Below are 16,951 nucleotides of genomic sequence, written 5' to 3' on the forward strand. Positions count from 1 at the left end.
TTCCGGGTAGTGAATCCACTCATGCAAAGCGATTACCATTGGCACCCTCTGGCGCTGCCAGATTCTTCTTTATCCCGTGCGGGCTGGTTCCTGATCCAGGGCACCCTGCGTGCCCGTCAGCCGCGGGGTGAAACCCGCCTGCGCTGGCAGTGTCAGGGCATCTGGCATGAGCAGATCCTGCCCATCACCCGCCGCGGTACCCTGCAGGAGCTGGTCTGGTTGCCGGTGGGCGCCACTCAGGTGGGGCTGCTCGCCAGCAGCGAAGGGGCGGAATGTGAGCTTAACATTGCCCGTTTTGCCCAGGTGTCGGCAGCAAACAGCCTCTGGCGCCGTCTGCGCCGGGTGTGGCCTTTTTATCAGCGCCTGAATGCACAAAAGCGCAAGCGTCTGGGGCTGTCGTGGCACCTGTGGTTTACCGATTTACAGCAGGCTTACACGCTGGTGGGCAAAATCCGCGACGACAGGCCGCTGCACGCCTATGAACACTGGCTGGCGAATTTCGATATCGTGCAGCCCGGTGAACGGCGTCTGATCGATCGCCTGCTGGCCCGCTGGGGCAACCTGCCCCGCGTCTGCCTGCATCTGGTGAACGGCGGCGATGAGGCATCACGCCAGCGCACGCTCGACAGCATCGCGGCGCTCTGTTACCCGGCCACGCATATCACAGTGCTGGAGCACCCCTCTGACAGTGTCAGGCCAGAGGGAGAATGGCAGTGGGCCATTCCGGTTGGGGCGGAACTCGCTCCGGCCGCATTAGTGTGGCTGGCGCACCAGCTGCGCCAGACGCCAGAGGCAAAATGGATCTACGGCGATCACGATCTGCTGGATGAAAAAGGAAAACGCCACTCGCCGGACTTCAAACCGGACTGGAACGAAACCCTGCTGCACAGCCAGAACTATATCGGCTGGAGTGGCCTCTGGCGGGAACAGGGTACCTTCGCCATCCCGCAGGACGGGGGTGAAAACTACCGCGGCTGGTTGCAGCTGGCCCGGCAGCTCGCGCCCAAAGATATCGCGCATATCCCCGCCCTGCTGATGCACGTCCCGGACGCGCTGGTGCAGCACGATGGCTACGAAACCCTGGCAAACCAGCTGCAAGATTTACCCGTCGGGGTAACGCTGGAGTCGGCTCCGCACGGCATCTGCCGCTGGCGCTGGCCGCTGCCGGAACAGCTTCCCCGGGTGTCGGTGATCATCCCCACCCGCAACGGACTGGCGCATCTCAGGCCGTGTATCGAAAGCCTGGTGCAGCACACCCGCTACCCGAACATTGAAATCATGGTGATGGATAACCAGAGCGACGATCCCGACACGCTGGCTTATTTTGGCTACATTACCCGGGAGTACGGGGTGCGGGTTATCGCCTGGGATCATCCGTTTAACTACTCTGCGATCAACAATGCGGGGGTGCGCGAGGCCACGGGCGAGCTTATCTGCCTGCTTAATAACGACACCGAGGTGATTAACCCGCAGTGGCTGGATGAGATGGTCTCCCACCTGCTGCGCACGGGCGTCGGCATCGTGGGGGCAAGGCTCTTCTACGGCGATGGCCGGGTCCAGCATGCGGGCGATGCCGTCGGGCCGGGTGGCTGCGCCGACCATTTTCACAGTGGGCTGGCCGCCGATGAACCCGGCTACCAGCGCAGGGCGGTGAGCGCCCAGGAGCTCTCCGCCGTAACGGCGGCCTGTCTGCTCACCCATCGCCAGCTCTTTTTATCCCTTAACGGCTTAGATGAAGTTAACCTGCCGGTGGCCTTTAACGATGTGGATTACTGTCTGCGGGTCGGCGAGGCTGGCTGGCGTATCGTCTGGACGCCCTTTGCCGAGCTGTATCACCACGAGTCGGTCTCCCGCGGCAAAGATGTCACGCCAGAACAGCTGGCGCGCTCCCAGGGTGAGCTGCGCTATATGAAAAAACGCTGGGCGCAGCGGCTCACACACGATCCCGCATACAATCCCAACCTGAGCTATGACCGACCCGATTTCTCATTAAGTCATGCTCCTAATGTGGTGCTGCCATGGACGAACTGATCAGAAAGGCACTCTTTAAACCATATCTGAAGTTGAATAAGCAAAGCAGCGAGACGCCTGCTGACAACTGGGCGTGCCGCTCTCTGTTGATTCTGCATGAAGGGAATTCACCCACGCTGGCCTATTTTGAAGCGGCCATCCGGCGTCGCTTTCCCGGCGCGGTCTGTCAGCTGGTGGATACCTTAACCACGCCCACTATCGACGTGGATAAAGGGGCGGCCATTGTGGTTATCCGCTTTATCTCCGCCGAGTGGCAGCGCGAAATTGCGCGCAACATCGACGATCTCTCCCAGGTGGTCTACTTCATGGATGACGATCTGTTTGACCCGTCCGCGTTAGGGGCGCTACCCAAAGCCTACCGGACGAAGATCATTCGTCGTTCTGCGGCCCAGCATCGCTGGATCACCTCGCACTGCGACAGTATCTGGGTGTCGACGCCCTACCTGGCCAGTAAATATGCCCACCTCAACCCCGATGTGGTGCCCGCGCAGCCCACGCCGCCGCTGCTGGCCGTTAAGCAACCGGTAAAAATTGCTTACCACGGCTCCAGCTCGCACCAGGCCGAAAAGTACTGGCTGCGTGAGGTGATGGACGGGGTGCTGGCCCAGTGCCCGCAGGCCAGCTTCGAAATCTTTGGCGAACACGAAATCTATAAGCTCTATCGCGATCTGCCGCGCGTGACGGTACTGCATCCCATGAGCTGGCAGAACTATCTGGATTACACCCAGCATCACCGAATCGATATTGGTCTGGCGCCGTTACTGGCGTCAGAATTTAATATGGCGCGCGGGCCGGTAAAATTTTATGATTTCGTTCGCATGGGCGCAGTGGGGGTTTACAGCAACTGCGCGCCCTACAGTGACTTTATAGAGCAAAATATCAATGGCGTGCTGCTGAATAACGATCCACAGAAGTGGATCGATACCCTGGCACTGCTGGTGAATTCCGGGCAAAAACGTCAGACGCTGGCGAAAAATGCGAAGGAATACTCGTACTCGTTAATCAGTTAAAAACGGGACGGCAAGGGAAATAATGATTTCCACCCTGTAACAGGCGTTGTATTTCAGACTGCCTGCCGCTAAAACACGGTCTGAACGGATAGCAGAGATTGTGTTCTGGTGACCATTTCATTCAATAGAAAAGTAAAAATCGCTTATGAAAATCCTTGTAACCGGTGGAGCCGGTTTTATCGGTTCTGCTGTTGTTCGCCATATCATCCGGGATACGCAGGATGCGGTGATCAACCTTGATAAGCTTACCTACGCGGGCAATCTGGAATCGCTGGCCGAGGTTGCAGCGAGCGACCGTTACGCCTTCGAACAGGTGGATATCTGCAATCGTGCAGAGCTGGATCGGGTCTTTGCCACCCATAAACCGGATGCGGTGATGCATCTGGCCGCCGAGAGCCACGTGGATCGCTCCATTACCGGCCCGGCTGATTTTATCGAAACCAATATCGTTGGCACTTACACGCTGCTGGAAGCGGCTCGCGCTTACTGGAGCGAGCTGGATGAAACCCGCAAGCAGGCGTTCCGTTTCCACCACATCTCCACCGACGAAGTGTATGGCGACCTGCCGCACCCGGATGAAGTGAGTGCGGGTAGTGAGCTGCCGCTCTTTACCGAGACCACGCCGTACGCGCCAAGCAGCCCGTACTCAGCGTCGAAAGCCTCCAGCGATCACCTGGTGCGCGCGTGGCGTCGTACCTATGGTCTACCGACCATCGTCACCAACTGCTCCAACAACTACGGCCCGTATCACTTCCCTGAGAAGCTGATCCCGCTGGTGATCCTCAATGCGCTGGATGGCAAAGCGCTGCCCATCTACGGCAAAGGCGATCAGATCCGCGACTGGCTGTATGTGGAAGATCACGCCCGTGCGCTCTACACCGTGGTCACTACCGGCGTGGTGGGCGAGACTTACAATATCGGCGGCCATAACGAGAAGCAGAACCTGGAGGTGGTCCACACCATCTGCGGCCTGCTCGACGAGATGGTGCCGAAAACCGGTTCCTACCGCGACCAGATCACCTACGTGACTGACCGCCCGGGCCACGACCGTCGCTACGCCATCGATGCCAGCAAAATGAGCCATGAGCTGAACTGGCAGCCGCAGGAAACTTTCGAGTCCGGTATCCGCAAAACCGTGCAGTGGTATCTGGATAACCAGCAGTGGGTCAACAACGTGAAAAGCGGCAGTTATCAGGACTGGATCGCGAAGAACTATCAGGAGCGTAACTGATGCATATTCTGCTGTTCGGCAAAAATGGCCAGGTGGGCTGGGAGCTGCAGCGCGCGCTGTTGCCGCTGGGTCGCATCACCGCGGTGGATTTTGACTCCACCGACTACTGCGGCGACTTCAGTAACCCTGAAGGCGTGGCTGAGACCGTGCGTCTGCTGAAGCCGGACGTGATCGTCAATGCCGCCGCCCATACCGCGGTGGATAAAGCCGAGAGCGAGCGCGACTTTGCCGAGCTGCTCAACGCCACAAGCGTAGCCGCCATCGCTGAAGAAGCCGAGGCGCTGGGCGCCTGGCTGGTGCACTACTCCACCGACTACGTCTTCGATGGCAGCGGTGAAAAACCCTGGGTCGAGACAGACCAGACTGCACCGCTGAACGTCTACGGTGAAACCAAGCTGGCGGGCGAGCAGGCTGCTGCGCTCTGCTCCCGTCATCTGGTGTTCCGCACCAGCTGGGTCTATGCCGCCCGTGGCGCTAACTTCGCCAAAACCATGCTGCGCTTTGGCAAAGAGCGCAGCGAAATGTCGGTGATCAACGATCAGTTTGGCGCGCCGACCGGGGCAGAGCTGCTGGCTGACTGCACGGCGCATGCGATCCGTATCGCCCAGGATAAGCCGGAGGTCGCCGGCCTTTATCACCTGATCGCCTCCGGCACCACCACCTGGTTCGAGTATGCCCAGCGGGTCTTCGCGACTGCACGGGCGGCAGGCGTTGAGCTGGCGGTCACCCAGGTGAACGCAGTGCCGACCAGCGCGTTCCCGACGCCGGCAAAACGTCCGCATAACTCACGCCTCGATACCAGCAAGTTCCAGCGCACCTTCGGGCTGACGCTGCCGGACTGGACCCTCGGCGTCGATCGCATGCTTGCCGAAATTCTTGGAAAGTAAATGCAACAGGGTATGCTATGCATGCCTTGTTTTATCGACACGGACCTTTGTCAGGGAGCGGCTCGTTTAGCTCCCTCTACAGCAATCAAACAGATGCCGGATGGCGGTTCGCCGCCCTCCCGAGCAAAACAGAAGAAATGAAGGATTATGAACAAGCGTAAAGGTATTATTCTGGCCGGTGGGTCAGGGACTCGCCTCTATCCGGTCACCATGGCGGTGAGCAAACAGCTGCTGCCAATCTACGACAAGCCGATGATCTACTACCCGCTGAGCACCCTGATGCTGGCCGGTATCCGCGACATCCTGATCATCAGCACCCCGCAGGATACACCGCGCTTTGAGCAGCTGCTGGGCGACGGCAGCCAGTGGGGCCTGAACCTGCAGTACAAAGTGCAGCCAAGCCCGGACGGCCTGGCGCAGGCCTTTATCCTCGGCGAAGAGTTTATCGGCGGCGACGACTGTGCGCTGGTGCTGGGCGACAACATCTTCTACGGCCACGACCTGCAAAAACAGCTGGAAGCCGCCGCCGCCAAACCTGCGGGCGCTACCGTCTTTGCCTATCATGTACACGATCCTGAGCGTTATGGCGTGGTGGAGTTCGACCATGAGGGCACCGCCATCTCTCTGGAAGAGAAACCGCTGGAACCGAAGAGCAACTATGCGGTAACCGGTCTCTACTTCTATGACAACCGCGTGGTTGAGATTGCCAAAAGCCTGAAACCATCCCCGCGCGGCGAGCTGGAAATCACTGACGTGAACCGTATCTACCTTGAGCAGGGCGATCTGTCGGTCGCCATGATGGGTCGTGGTTATGCCTGGCTTGATACCGGCACCCACGAGAGCCTGATTGAGGCCAGCAACTTCATCCAGACCATTGAAACCCGTCAGGGGCTGAAAGTGGCCTGTCCTGAAGAGATTGCCTATCGTCTGAAGTTTATCGATGCCGACCAGGTGCGCAAGTTAGCTGCACCGCTGGCGAAGAATGCTTACGGGCAATATCTGCTGAAAATGCTCAAGTAGTCACCATTAACACCTGGGGCGTCATGCCCCATTTATCAATCAGGCCGTAATCATGAACGTAATTCAGACCGCAATCCCCGACGTCTTTATCTTTGAGCCAAAAGTGTTTGGCGATGACCGTGGCTTTTTCTTCGAAAGCTTTAACCACCAGCAGTTCGAAGCTGCCATTGGCCGCAGCGTCAACTTCGTGCAGGACAACCACTCTAAATCCTCAAAAGGCGTTCTGCGTGGCCTGCACTACCAGCTGGCGCCACATGCGCAGGGCAAACTGGTGCGTTGCGTGGCGGGTGAAGTCTTCGACGTGGCGGTGGATATCCGTAAAAGCTCCCCGACCTTCGGTCAGTGGGTGGGTGTGCATCTGTCTGGCGAGAACAAGCGCCAGCTGTGGATCCCGGAAGGTTTCGCCCACGGCTTTATGACCCTGAGCGACTCCGCAGAGTTCCTGTATAAAACCACCAACTACTACGCGCCGGAGAGCGACCGCGGCATCCGCTGGAACGATGAGACCATTGGTATTACCTGGCCAGAAATCGACAGCGAGATCCTCACCTCCGCCAAAGACAGCGTTGCCAAATCCTTCCCTGACGCAGAGTACTTCTGAGTCCTACGCCCCGCAGTGACGCGGGGCGTTTTCTGATGCACAGAGCGCACATGACATTCTATACAGGTTCAGCCGGGATCCTGGCGCGAAAAGCGCAGCTTGAGCCGATGCTGGGCCACCCGTTACACGCCTTTAAAACCAACACAGCACTGGCGCAAGACGATGTCCTGGTCGGCTGGGGCCAAAAAGCCAATACCCGCCAAATCAGACAAAAAGCCCACGATCTAGGCCTGCCGTACTGGCAGCTTGAGGATGGCTTTATCGGGTATATTGGCCATCCCGCCAGGGGGGGCAAAGCCGTCTCCCTGATCGCCGATCCTGTGGGAATTTACTACGATGCCCGCCAGCCGAGCCGCCTTGAAGAGCTGATCGCGACCCCCTGCGATGACAAGATGCTGGCGCGTGCCGAAGCGCTCACAGCTGAACTGCTGCGTCTTGGCATCACCAAGTACAACTGCTATGCCGCAGGCAGCGGCCTGCCGGATACGCTGGCGGCCCGTCTGCATAACGACCCGCGCCCGAAAGTGCTGCTGATTGACCAGGTGGCGGGGGATCTCTCCATTCCTGGTGCGCTGGCAAGCGAAGACGATTTTGTCGCAATGGTGGCGGCGGCCCGACGTAACCACCCCGATGCCCGCCTGCTGCTGCGCACCCACCCGGATACCCGGCTGGGTAAAAAAAGCGGCGTGCTGGCGCGGCTGGCGCTGGACGATGTGGAGGTGGTGGCCGAACACTGCCATCCCCATGCCCTGCTGAACAGCGTAGAGGCGGTTTATACCGTCTCCTCCCAGATGGGCTTTGAAGCGCTGCTGCTCGGGAAAACGGTCTACTGCTTCGGCATGCCGTTTTATGCGGGCTGGGGGCTGACCCACGACAGCAAAACCTGCCCGCGTCGCCAGGGGCCGATCGCCCTGCCCCAGCTGGTGGCGGCGGCGCTGATCCTCTACCCGCGCTATCTGGACCCGATCCTGGGCCAGCGCTGCGAAGTGGAGCAGGTACTCGACATTATTGCCGGTCAGCAGAATCCCGCCCCGCGCTATCGCCGTCTCTATATGGTGGGCTTCTCGCTGTGGAAGCGCGCCTTTATGCGCGCCTTCTGCCAGCCGCTGGCCGAAGAGCTGCGCTTTGTGCGCAAACTGCCTGAAACGCTGGCCGCCGACGAACAGGTGCTGGTGTGGGGCAGCCGTCATCCTGAACTCAACAGCGCCATCCGGGTGGAAGATGGTTTTATCCGCTCCCGGGGGTTGGGCTCGAATCTGTGCCGCCCTTCGTCGCTCTCCATCGACCCGGTGGGGATCTACTTCGACAGTCGCCGTCCAAGCGGGCTGGAGCAGTTGCTAAATCAGCATGAGCTTACCGACCAGGAGCTGGCTCGCGGCGAGACGCTGGTGGATCTGCTCCGCCAGCACGGGGTGAGCAAATATAACGTCGGCACCGTACAGCCCTTCACCCCACCCGGTGATGGCCGTTCTCTGGTGCTGGTGGTGGGCCAGGTGGATGGCGATGCCTCGATCCTCACCGGCAGCCCGGTCATCCGCAGCAACGAAGCGCTGCTGTGGGCGGTACGTGACGCCAGACCAGAGGCGCATATCCTGTTTAAACCGCACCCGGACGTGGTGGCAGGCAACCGGGCCGGGGCTATCTCTGCCAAATGCCTGGCAAGCTGCGTCGACAGCCAGGTGCTGGATCTGGGCCTCACCAGTCTCTATCCCCATGTGGATGAGCTGCACACCATGACCTCGCTGAGCGGCTTTGAAGCACTGGTGCAGGGGGTGAAGGTCACCACCTGGGGCCAGCCGTTCTACAGCGGCTGGGGGCTCACCGAAGACAGGCATCCCGCCCCGCGTCGTCAGCGCCCTCTTTCGCTGGCGGCGCTGGTCTATCTGACGCTGGTGGCCTACCCGCGCTATATCGACTGGCAGAGCGGGCTGTGGATGAGCCCGGAGCAGTTGATCCGCCAGCTGGCCGCGCAGGGTCACTCCTTATCGCAAAAAGCCAGCCGCTGGCAGCGCTGGCAGCTCAAACTGAGCTATCTCGTTCAGACACTTCGCTAGCAAACTATTTATCCTGATTTATTAAAGAAAAGCGGTCATCAAGCCGTTACTCACTCTTCATCAACGGACCGATCTGGGAAAAATAATGGAAGAGCAAGCTATCCGCCACCTGCTAAATGGCCGTCGATATCTTTTACTACAAGGACCGATGGGCCCCTGCTTTTCACGTCTGGCGATCTGGCTGCAGCACAGCCACCGCGAAGTAAAGCAGGTCTGCTTTAACGCCGGAGACGCCTGGTATGCCGCGAAAGAGACGTCGCTGCACTACACCGGTCCGGTGAAAAATTTTGCCTTCTGGCTGCGCGACCTGCATAAAATCTACCCCTTCGACACCATCGTCTGCTTCGGGGATTGCCGCCCGATGCATGTCGAAGCGAAGAAGTGGGCGCGCGGCAAAGCCATCGACTTTCTCGCCTTTGAGGAGGGGTATTTCCGGCCATTTTATATCACCCTGGAAAAAGGGGGCGTGAACGCCTTCTCCTCAATGCCCATCGATGCGAAATATTATCGCGAGCAGCCGCTGCCGGAGCTGAAAACCCCGACGCCGTGGAAGCCCAGCGCCTTTAACCGTGCCGCCCACGCCATGCTCTACTACGCGGCGGGCTGGTTTGGTCGCCATCGCTATCGCGGCTACCGCCACCACAAGTCGTTCTCCCCGTGGTATGAGATGCGCTGCTGGTTCCGTGCCGGCCGCCGTAAGCTGTGGTATCGCTGGAAGGAGCGCCACATGCTGCGGCATATCACCGAAACGCTGGACAACGCTTACTACCTGGCGATTTTGCAGGTCTACAACGACAGCCAGATCATTCATCACAGCCCGTATAAAGACGTGCGTGACTATATCGAAACCGTGATCCGCTCGTTCGCCCGCCATGCGCCAAAAGAACGCCATCTGGTGTTCAAGCACCACCCTATGGATCGCGGTCATCGCTATTATGGCGTGCTGATTAATACGCTGTGCGAGAAGTACGGCATTACGGCTGACCGGGTGATCTATATCCACGATCTCTCCCTGCCCGCCCTGCTGACCCACACCCGGGGTGTGATCACCGTTAACAGCACTGCAGGGCTGTCGGCGCTTATCCACAACAAGCCGCTCAAGGTGATGGGCAAAGCGCTGTACGACATCGAAGGCTTAACCTGGCAGGGGCCGTTGAACCAGTTCTGGCGAGCGGATTTCGCGCCTGACAAGCAGCTGTTCCAGCGTTTTCGTACCCACCTGCTCTACAACACGCAGATCAACGCCGTGTTTTACGGTAAGTCCGACTGGCTTAACGTTCCGACCGAACTCCCCCTGCCGGGTTCCATTACCGATTCCGAACTCGAACGCTAATTCACCCCTACGCCGGGGAGATTGCCCCGGCGGATCCGATCTGCCCCTCGCTTTTATCCCCTCGTTGTAAAAATAACTAATGTTTACCCCTAATCTGGCCGTTATAACCTAAGACAAATTTTCACGCCGCTTTTTGCACTGACATATTTTGTCAGCACGCACCGGCGTAATTCACAGCAATGTTTTAAATCACGGGAAAGCTATATGACAATTCCGACCAGGAGTCGCTCGGCTGAAAGGTTGGTAGATATTCTGCTGGAGCTTCATTTACACGGCGTGGTTAACCGCCAGGCATTGATGCATAAATTTAATATTACTGAGCGCACCGTCTATCGCGATCTGAATGCACTCTCGCCAATTGTGGAGTACACCGGAAACGGGCTGTACCGGCTTATTCATTCCCCGCAAGGACACACCGGACCGGGGCTGCATCACGTCATTGCTAACTTCCTGAATGTGGATGACTATTTTCCTGATAAAGGGCGTGAATTCTGGCAGAAACTGGAGTCACGGGTGGAGGAAAACCATATTATGATCCTCGGCAACGAGGCCGAGCGGAAAGAAAAATGGGATATTCACGCGCAGCTTGCGGCCTTTGAGAAGGCGATTAAGGGCCAGCAGATTTGCCAGATCCTCTATAAAGGAAAATCGCGCCAGGTTAACCCTTATAAAATAATTAACAAAAAAAATATATGGTATTTACAAGCCACCGAAGATGGCAGATTGAAATCGTTTTCTTTAAGCCTTATTCAGTGGCTGGATATTCGCAGCGAAACCTTCTCGCCAGATAATGACACCCTCGAATTGCTGGAAAAAAATCCCGACCCGTGGGTCAGCGAAGAGACATTCGAAGTGGATGTGCTTATTCCCGCCACTATTGCGCACTATTTTAAACGCCGCAATCTGCTGCCCGGCCAGGAAATTCTGGCGGAAGATAAAAACGGCATCACCCTGCGCTGCCATGCCGCACATGAAAATCAGATCCTGCCGCTGCTCTTCTACTGGCTGCCTAACATCGAGGTGCTGGAACCGGCATGGCTGAAGGCCACGTTCTTAAAAACTTTACATGATTACCTGGCAGCGACCCCTGAGTCTGTGGATTAAGACGGACGTTGCATTACAGACGACACACAACGGAGAAATACAGATGGCATTACCTTTTATCATTCTGGGCGTTGCGGCAGCGGCGACCGCCTTTGGCGGGAAAAAAGCGTACGACGGCTACCAAAAAAAATCCGAAGCTAACGATATTTTCGATGGCGCACAGGAACGGTTTGATAATCGTAAGGAGACTTTCGAGGCGGCTAATACTCTCTCTTCACAGAAGCTTGAACGCCTGGGCGAGAAAGAACTGCAAATTGGTACTGAATTTAAGGAATTCAATACCATCGCTAAAGCGTTGTTAGAGAAAATGGCCAGAGAGGGACAAACAGATCTGAATGTACAGGTTCCCCAGCATCGTCTGAATCAGATTGAAAAACTCTCTATTTCCGCGACGGAGTTTTTGGGTACTGTCATTGGGGCAGGTACTTCTGGTGCCGCAGCGGGGTTTGCCGTCTACAGCGGGGTGATGGCATTTGCGGCGGCCTCTACCGGAACGCCGATTGCCGCCCTCTCTGGCGCCGCTGCCTATAATGCCACGATGGCTGCGATCGGTGGCGGATCGCTGGCGGCTGGCGGCTGGGGAATGGCCGGCGGTGCAATGGTGCTGGGAGGCGCTGTAGTAGCCCCGCTGATAGCTATTATGGGCTGGGCCTACAACAATCATGCTGAGAAGGCGCTGGAAAATGCCCAGGAGATGGCGCGTAAGGTGCGCAAGGCCATCACGCAGATGGATCAGGCCGAAGCGCATCTGGCAAATGTGAACCACTACGTCGATAACATTTACCACGCGTTGGTACGCATGCACGACACCTTCGCTGACTATTTTGACATCCTGAAAGCAACCCATCAAAAAATCACGGCAGGTCAGAAAGAGATTAATGAACCGGAATCCGTCCTGCGGGCGATTCAAAACGGGTACATGCTCGCCGCCATCATGACCGATGTCATCACCACCCCACTGTTCAAACCGGTGACCAACGCCCAGAACGAGGCGGTTATCAATGACGAGGGCGTTATTGAGCTGGAAGTTGATGAAAACGGCATCAACGTGTTGAACAAACAGGCGCTGGATAAGGCCCTGGAAACCTCAGACCAGGAGTATGTTCGCTTTTTAGCGAAAGCCTAACTTACTGCCGGGCTCCGCCCGGCGAACTTATTCAGGGAACGTTATCATGAGCACAACAACCTTCGACTGGGGATCAGAGTTACACACCACGGTCGTGAAAAGCCTGACCACCTCTTTCGGACTCGATTTTTTACTCTTTGAAGACAAAACCGGTGGCGATGTAAATACTCTCCATAATGTCCGGCAAAACATTTATGGCACCGAAGCAGAGCGCCAGCGCTATGAACAACGCGAAGCCTATAACTCCACCCTCTATCATCATCATAAAAACTACATAGATACCAACCGCGAGGGCAAAAAACAGCGCCAGGCGGGAGATCTACAAGACAGCTATACCGGCGCAACCTTCGCCGCCGATGGAGTAACTAACCTTGACCACATCATTGCGGCCAATGAAATTCACCACGATGCCGGACGCATTTTATCGGAGATGGACGGCGCTGACCTTGCGAATGATGCCAGCAACCTGACCTTCACCAACGAATCGCTCAACAAAGCCAAAAAAGCCAAACCGATGAGCGAGTTCATTAAGGTGTTACAGGAGCAATATCAGGCGACGACAACCGAGATTGCCGAACTGAAAAGCAAACCGGCGCTTACGGAGCAGGAACAAAAGCGCCTGAAAAAGCTGGAAAATAAAGCCAGCGCCGATTTTGATAAGATGCGCGAGGCGGATGAGAAGGCCCGCGCTCGCTACAATGCCACGTTAAACCAGGCGTACTACACCAGCAGTAAATTTGCCCTGAATATTTCACAGGCATCCCTGGCTAACGGCTTCAAAATGGGCACTCGCCAGATGCTTGGCCTGGTGCTGGCAGAGGTGTGGTTCGAATTTCGCGACCGCATTCCGGCCATTTATCAACGCCATCGCGAGCGCTTCCAGGCCAGCGATTTTGCGGGCGATCTTGGCGAGGCACTTCGCGCCGTATGGGAGCGTATCCGTGTCAGGTTTAGCGAATTCCTTATCGCCTTTAAAGAGGGGGCTATCGGCGGCGTGCTCTCTACCGTGACTACCACGCTGATGAATATCGTCTTCACTACGCAAAAAATGGCGGTGAGGTTGATCCGTGAGATGTGGAATAACCTGGTGCAGGCGTGGAAAGTGATGGTCTTTAACCCGCAAAACCTGGCGTCAGGTGAGCTGATGAAAGCCGTCAGTAAAATCATTTCCGCTGGCGTGGCAGTTGCTGCGGGCGTCGTTATCAATGAACATCTTTCAACTCTCTTCGCCTTCCCCTTCGGCCCGGAGCTGGCAGCATTTTGCGGCGCGCTGGCGACCGGCCTGCTCACGCTGGTGATGCACTATTTTCTGGAGCATAGCAGCATGATGAAAAGCGTCTGGGCGTTTCTGGACCGTTTCCAGGATAAGTTCCAGCGCGGGGTAGCCTATTACGAGAAAGTAAACGTCGAACTGGATCGCTACCTGAAAGAGCTGGCAGCCCTTGAGTTTTCGATGAATGCCGATGAGCTTGCGTCTTTCTCCCACCACCTGACGCTGGTCAACACCGAGCTGGAACGGGAGTTCTTGCTGCGTCAGGAGATCGAAAAACGCAACATCGAACTGCCCTTCGAGGCAGGGAACCTTGCCTCGGTCAACGACTGGCTAAAATCACTATGATTCTGGCCCCGGCGTTTCCCTGCAATCAGTGCGGCGCCTGCTGCCGCCACGTGAACCAGGCTGATGAGACCCGATTTCTCGACCGTGGCGACGGCGTTTGCCGCCACTACTGCATAGAGACAAAATTGTGCAGCATCTATGAAACCCGCCCCCTTATTTGCCAGGTGGAAAAACAGTTTGTGCTGAATTATCAGCAGCAATACAGCTGGAGCGAGTTCATTGCCCTGAACCAGATCGCCTGCAAGGTACTGGAAACCCTGGACTAACCCCTGGTTCGTGATCCCCTTCACACAATTCCCTCCTCTGACGGCGAGCCTGAACCACTCGCCCTCGCAGTTGACCGCTCATCCCGCCATACAACCACTCACCGATTTACCTTCCTTTACACGCGCAAGGCTCTGGCAAGATCGCCGTAGCATTAATCACTCTCTCTACAGCGAACCCTGACGCTTTTTTCATCTAAAAACCAGGTCTTATTATGGATATCAAAAAACTACTTAAGCACGTCCCCTGGCTGCTGCTTGGGATACTCGGGGCATGTTGCCTTGCCGTCGTCGCCCTGCGTCGCGGCGAGCACATCAGCGCCCTGTGGATCGTCGTGGCCTCCGTGTCGGTCTATCTGGTGGCGTACCGCTACTACAGCCTCTACATCGCGCAAAAGGTCATGAAGCTCGACCCGACGCGCGCCACCCCGGCGGTCATTAACAATGACGGCCTGAACTACGTGCCAACCAACCGCTACGTGCTGTTTGGTCACCACTTTGCGGCTATCGCAGGCGCGGGTCCGCTGGTTGGGCCGGTCCTGGCGGCGCAGATGGGCTACCTGCCGGGTACCCTGTGGCTGCTGGCGGGCGTGGTGCTGGCGGGTGCGGTGCAGGACTTTATGGTGCTGTTTATCTCTTCTCGCCGTAACGGCGCTTCTCTGGGTGAGATGATCAAAGAAGAGATGGGCCGCGTCCCAGGCACCATCGCCCTGTTCGGCTGCTTCCTGATCATGATCATCATCCTTGCGGTGCTGGCGCTGATCGTGGTGAAAGCGCTGGCGGAAAGTCCGTGGGGCGTCTTCACCGTCTGCTCTACCGTGCCGATTGCGCTGTTCATGGGGATCTATATGCGATTCCTGCGTCCGGGCCGCGTGGGTGAAGTGTCGGTGATTGGTATCGTGCTGCTGCTGGCCTCCATCTACTTCGGCGGCGTGATTGCCCACGACCCGTACTGGGGCCCGGCGCTGACCTTTAAAGACACCACCATCACCTTTGCGCTGATTGGTTACGCCTTTATCTCCGCCCTGCTGCCGGTATGGCTGATTCTGGCGCCACGCGATTACCTGGCGACATTCCTGAAAATCGGCGTGATCGTCGGTCTGGCGATCGGCATCGTGATCATCAACCCTGAGCTGAAAATGCCTGCGGTGACCCAGTACATCGACGGTACCGGTCCACTGTGGAAAGGCGCGCTGTTCCCGTTCCTGTTTATCACCATTGCCTGTGGTGCGGTCTCTGGCTTCCACGCCCTGATCGCCTCCGGCACCACGCCGAAACTGCTGGCGAACGAAACCGACGCGCGCTTTATCGGTTACGGCGCAATGCTGATGGAGTCCTTCGTGGCGGTCATGGCCCTGGTGGCGGCCTCCATCATCGAGCCGGGTCTCTACTTCGCGATGAACACCCCACCAGCGGGCCTGGGCATTACCATGCCGAACCTGCATGAGATGGGCGGTGACAACGCGGCGCTGATCATGGCGCAGCTGAAAGACGTAAGCGCCCACGCGGCGGCGACCGTCAGCTCCTGGGGCTTTGTGATCTCCCCTGAGCAGATCATGCAGACAGCCAAAGACATCGGCGAACCGTCGGTGCTGAACCGTGCCGGTGGCGCACCAACCCTGGCGGTCGGTATCGCCCACGTGTTCCACAAAGTGCTGCCGTGGGCGGACATGGGCTTCTGGTACCACTTCGGTATTCTGTTCGAAGCGCTGTTCATCCTTACCGCGCTGGATGCCGGTACCCGTGCAGGCCGCTTTATGCTCCAGGATCTGCTGGGTAACTTCGTGCCGTTCCTGAAGAAGACCGACTCGCTGGTGGCGGGCATCCTGGGTACCGCGGGCTGCGTAGGTCTGTGGGGCTATCTGCTGTATCAGGGCGTAGTCGACCCCCTGGGCGGCGTGAAGAGCCTGTGGCCGCTGTTCGGTATCTCTAACCAGATGCTGGCGGCTGTCGCCCTGGTGCTCGGCACCGTGGTACTGGTGAAGATGAAGCGCACCAAATATATCTGGGTGACCGTGGTACCTGCTCTGTGGCTGCTGCTCTGCACCACCTGGGCGCTGGGTCTGAAACTGTTCAGCTCCAACCCGCAGCTGGAAGGCTTCTTCTTTATGGCTAACCAGTACAAAGAGAAGATTGCCGCAGGCGGCGGTGAGCTGACTGCCCAGCAGATTGCCAACATGAACCATATCGTGGTGAACAACTACACCAACGCGGGTCTGAGCATTCTGTTCCTGGTGGTGGTCTACAGCATCATCTTCTACGGCATCAAAACCTGGATGAAAGTGCGTAACGCCGAGGGTCGTACCGATAAAGAGACGCCGTACGTACCGGTGCCGGAAGGCGGCGTGAAGACCTCTTCACACCACTAAAACAATGGCGGGTGGCGCTGCGCTGACCCGCCCTACAACGGTACTGTAGGCCCGGATCGCTGCGCGCCACCGGGCTTTTTCTATCTGGATGGCACAATGTTTGGTAACTTAGGCGAAGCAAAAAAATACCTCGGTCAGGCGGCGAAAATGCTGATTGGCATTCCGGACTATGACAACTACGTTGAGCATATGAAGACCAACCATCCGGATAAGCCGTACATGACCTACAACGAATTCTTCCGCGAGCGTCAGGAAGCGCGCTATGGCGGAGGAGGAGAAGGCGGCGTACGCTGCTGCTGAAGGA

14 protein-coding genes are annotated in these 16,951 nt (G+C 57.4%); all 14 read left to right on the forward strand.

The genetic code is table 11. The features are described from left to right. Positions 1-21 precede the first annotated feature (21 nt). The 14 genes from ACT3IC_RS06580 to ACT3IC_RS06645 all read left to right on the forward strand — a co-directional run bounded on the left by ACT3IC_RS06580 (position 22) and on the right by ACT3IC_RS06645 (position 16,947). Complete coding sequence (locus ACT3IC_RS06580) at positions 22-2,031, forward strand: glycosyltransferase family 2 protein (RefSeq protein ID WP_473476765.1); 2,010 nt, start codon at positions 22-24, stop codon at positions 2,029-2,031. Next, positions 2,019-3,041, forward strand: a complete 1,023-nt coding sequence (locus ACT3IC_RS06585; protein WP_420193249.1) for a glycosyltransferase family protein — start codon at positions 2,019-2,021, stop codon at positions 3,039-3,041. Before ACT3IC_RS06580 ends, ACT3IC_RS06585 begins: the two co-directional genes overlap by 13 nt. Before the next feature lie 145 nt (positions 3,042-3,186). Then, positions 3,187-4,272: a dTDP-glucose 4,6-dehydratase gene (rfbB, locus tag ACT3IC_RS06590; protein WP_313228240.1), complete on the forward strand. Its 1,086-nt coding sequence runs from the start codon at positions 3,187-3,189 to the stop codon at positions 4,270-4,272. Then, positions 4,272-5,159 (forward strand): dTDP-4-dehydrorhamnose reductase, encoded by an 888-nt coding sequence (gene rfbD / locus ACT3IC_RS06595; RefSeq protein ID WP_313228238.1) that lies wholly within the window; start codon positions 4,272-4,274, stop codon positions 5,157-5,159. The genes rfbB and rfbD overlap by 1 nt, the downstream gene beginning before the upstream one ends. A gap of 147 nt (positions 5,160-5,306) precedes the next feature. Then, positions 5,307-6,179, forward strand: a complete 873-nt coding sequence (gene rfbA / locus ACT3IC_RS06600) for a glucose-1-phosphate thymidylyltransferase RfbA (RefSeq protein WP_059308801.1) — start codon at positions 5,307-5,309, stop codon at positions 6,177-6,179. A 52-nt stretch (positions 6,180-6,231) separates the two neighbouring features. Beyond that, entirely contained in the window at positions 6,232-6,780 is a 549-nt protein-coding gene (rfbC, locus tag ACT3IC_RS06605; RefSeq protein WP_032175613.1) for a dTDP-4-dehydrorhamnose 3,5-epimerase, read from the forward strand. Positions 6,781-6,830: 50 nt separating this feature from the next. Then, complete coding sequence (locus ACT3IC_RS06610; protein WP_290503542.1) at positions 6,831-8,834, forward strand: capsular polysaccharide biosynthesis protein; 2,004 nt, start codon at positions 6,831-6,833, stop codon at positions 8,832-8,834. Between the two features lie 85 nt (positions 8,835-8,919). Then, on the forward strand, positions 8,920-10,167 hold the full coding sequence (locus tag ACT3IC_RS06615) for a capsule biosynthesis protein (protein WP_313228236.1): 1,248 nt from the start codon (positions 8,920-8,922) through the stop codon (positions 10,165-10,167). 204 nt (positions 10,168-10,371) lie between these two features. Beyond that, a complete protein-coding gene (locus tag ACT3IC_RS06620; RefSeq protein ID WP_290503544.1) occupies positions 10,372-11,271 on the forward strand; it encodes a helix-turn-helix transcriptional regulator in 900 nt (299 codons plus the stop codon). Positions 11,272-11,314: 43 nt separating this feature from the next. Continuing rightward, positions 11,315-12,397 (forward strand): chemotaxis protein, encoded by a 1,083-nt coding sequence (locus tag ACT3IC_RS06625; protein ID WP_103823129.1) that lies wholly within the window; start codon positions 11,315-11,317, stop codon positions 12,395-12,397. A 46-nt stretch (positions 12,398-12,443) separates the two neighbouring features. Next, a complete protein-coding gene (locus ACT3IC_RS06630) occupies positions 12,444-14,015 on the forward strand; it encodes a cobalamin adenosyltransferase (protein WP_473476774.1) in 1,572 nt (523 codons plus the stop codon). Next, positions 14,012-14,281, forward strand: a complete 270-nt coding sequence (locus ACT3IC_RS06635; protein WP_473476776.1) for a YkgJ family cysteine cluster protein — start codon at positions 14,012-14,014, stop codon at positions 14,279-14,281. The genes ACT3IC_RS06630 and ACT3IC_RS06635 overlap by 4 nt, the downstream gene beginning before the upstream one ends. Positions 14,282-14,493: 212 nt before the next feature. After that, the gene (locus ACT3IC_RS06640) at positions 14,494-16,647 is read left to right on the forward strand and encodes a carbon starvation CstA family protein (RefSeq protein WP_473476779.1); all 2,154 of its coding nucleotides are present in this window, start codon (positions 14,494-14,496) and stop codon (positions 16,645-16,647) included. A 96-nt stretch (positions 16,648-16,743) separates the two neighbouring features. Then, entirely contained in the window at positions 16,744-16,947 is a 204-nt protein-coding gene (locus tag ACT3IC_RS06645) for a YbdD/YjiX family protein (RefSeq protein WP_032616354.1), read from the forward strand. Positions 16,948-16,951 lie beyond the last annotated feature (4 nt).

This window comes from Leclercia sp. GHBNCSD, from assembly GCF_055805075.1.

Coding starts and splice junctions, on each gene's coding strand:
- ACT3IC_RS06635 (WP_473476776.1), top strand. CDS start 14,012: ATGATTCTGGCCCCGGCGTTTCCCTGCAATCAGTGCGGCGCCTGCTGC.
- ACT3IC_RS06610 (WP_290503542.1), top strand. CDS start 6,831: ATGACATTCTATACAGGTTCAGCCGGGATCCTGGCGCGAAAAGCGCAG.
- ACT3IC_RS06615 (WP_313228236.1), top strand. CDS start 8,920: ATGGAAGAGCAAGCTATCCGCCACCTGCTAAATGGCCGTCGATATCTT.
- ACT3IC_RS06580 (WP_473476765.1), top strand. CDS start 22: ATGCAAAGCGATTACCATTGGCACCCTCTGGCGCTGCCAGATTCTTCT.
- ACT3IC_RS06640 (WP_473476779.1), top strand. CDS start 14,494: ATGGATATCAAAAAACTACTTAAGCACGTCCCCTGGCTGCTGCTTGGG.
- rfbD (WP_313228238.1), top strand. CDS start 4,272: ATGCATATTCTGCTGTTCGGCAAAAATGGCCAGGTGGGCTGGGAGCTG.
- rfbA (WP_059308801.1), top strand. CDS start 5,307: ATGAACAAGCGTAAAGGTATTATTCTGGCCGGTGGGTCAGGGACTCGC.
- ACT3IC_RS06625 (WP_103823129.1), top strand. CDS start 11,315: ATGGCATTACCTTTTATCATTCTGGGCGTTGCGGCAGCGGCGACCGCC.
- ACT3IC_RS06585 (WP_420193249.1), top strand. CDS start 2,019: ATGGACGAACTGATCAGAAAGGCACTCTTTAAACCATATCTGAAGTTG.
- rfbC (WP_032175613.1), top strand. CDS start 6,232: ATGAACGTAATTCAGACCGCAATCCCCGACGTCTTTATCTTTGAGCCA.
- rfbB (WP_313228240.1), top strand. CDS start 3,187: ATGAAAATCCTTGTAACCGGTGGAGCCGGTTTTATCGGTTCTGCTGTT.
- ACT3IC_RS06645 (WP_032616354.1), top strand. CDS start 16,744: ATGTTTGGTAACTTAGGCGAAGCAAAAAAATACCTCGGTCAGGCGGCG.
- ACT3IC_RS06620 (WP_290503544.1), top strand. CDS start 10,372: ATGACAATTCCGACCAGGAGTCGCTCGGCTGAAAGGTTGGTAGATATT.
- ACT3IC_RS06630 (WP_473476774.1), top strand. CDS start 12,444: ATGAGCACAACAACCTTCGACTGGGGATCAGAGTTACACACCACGGTC.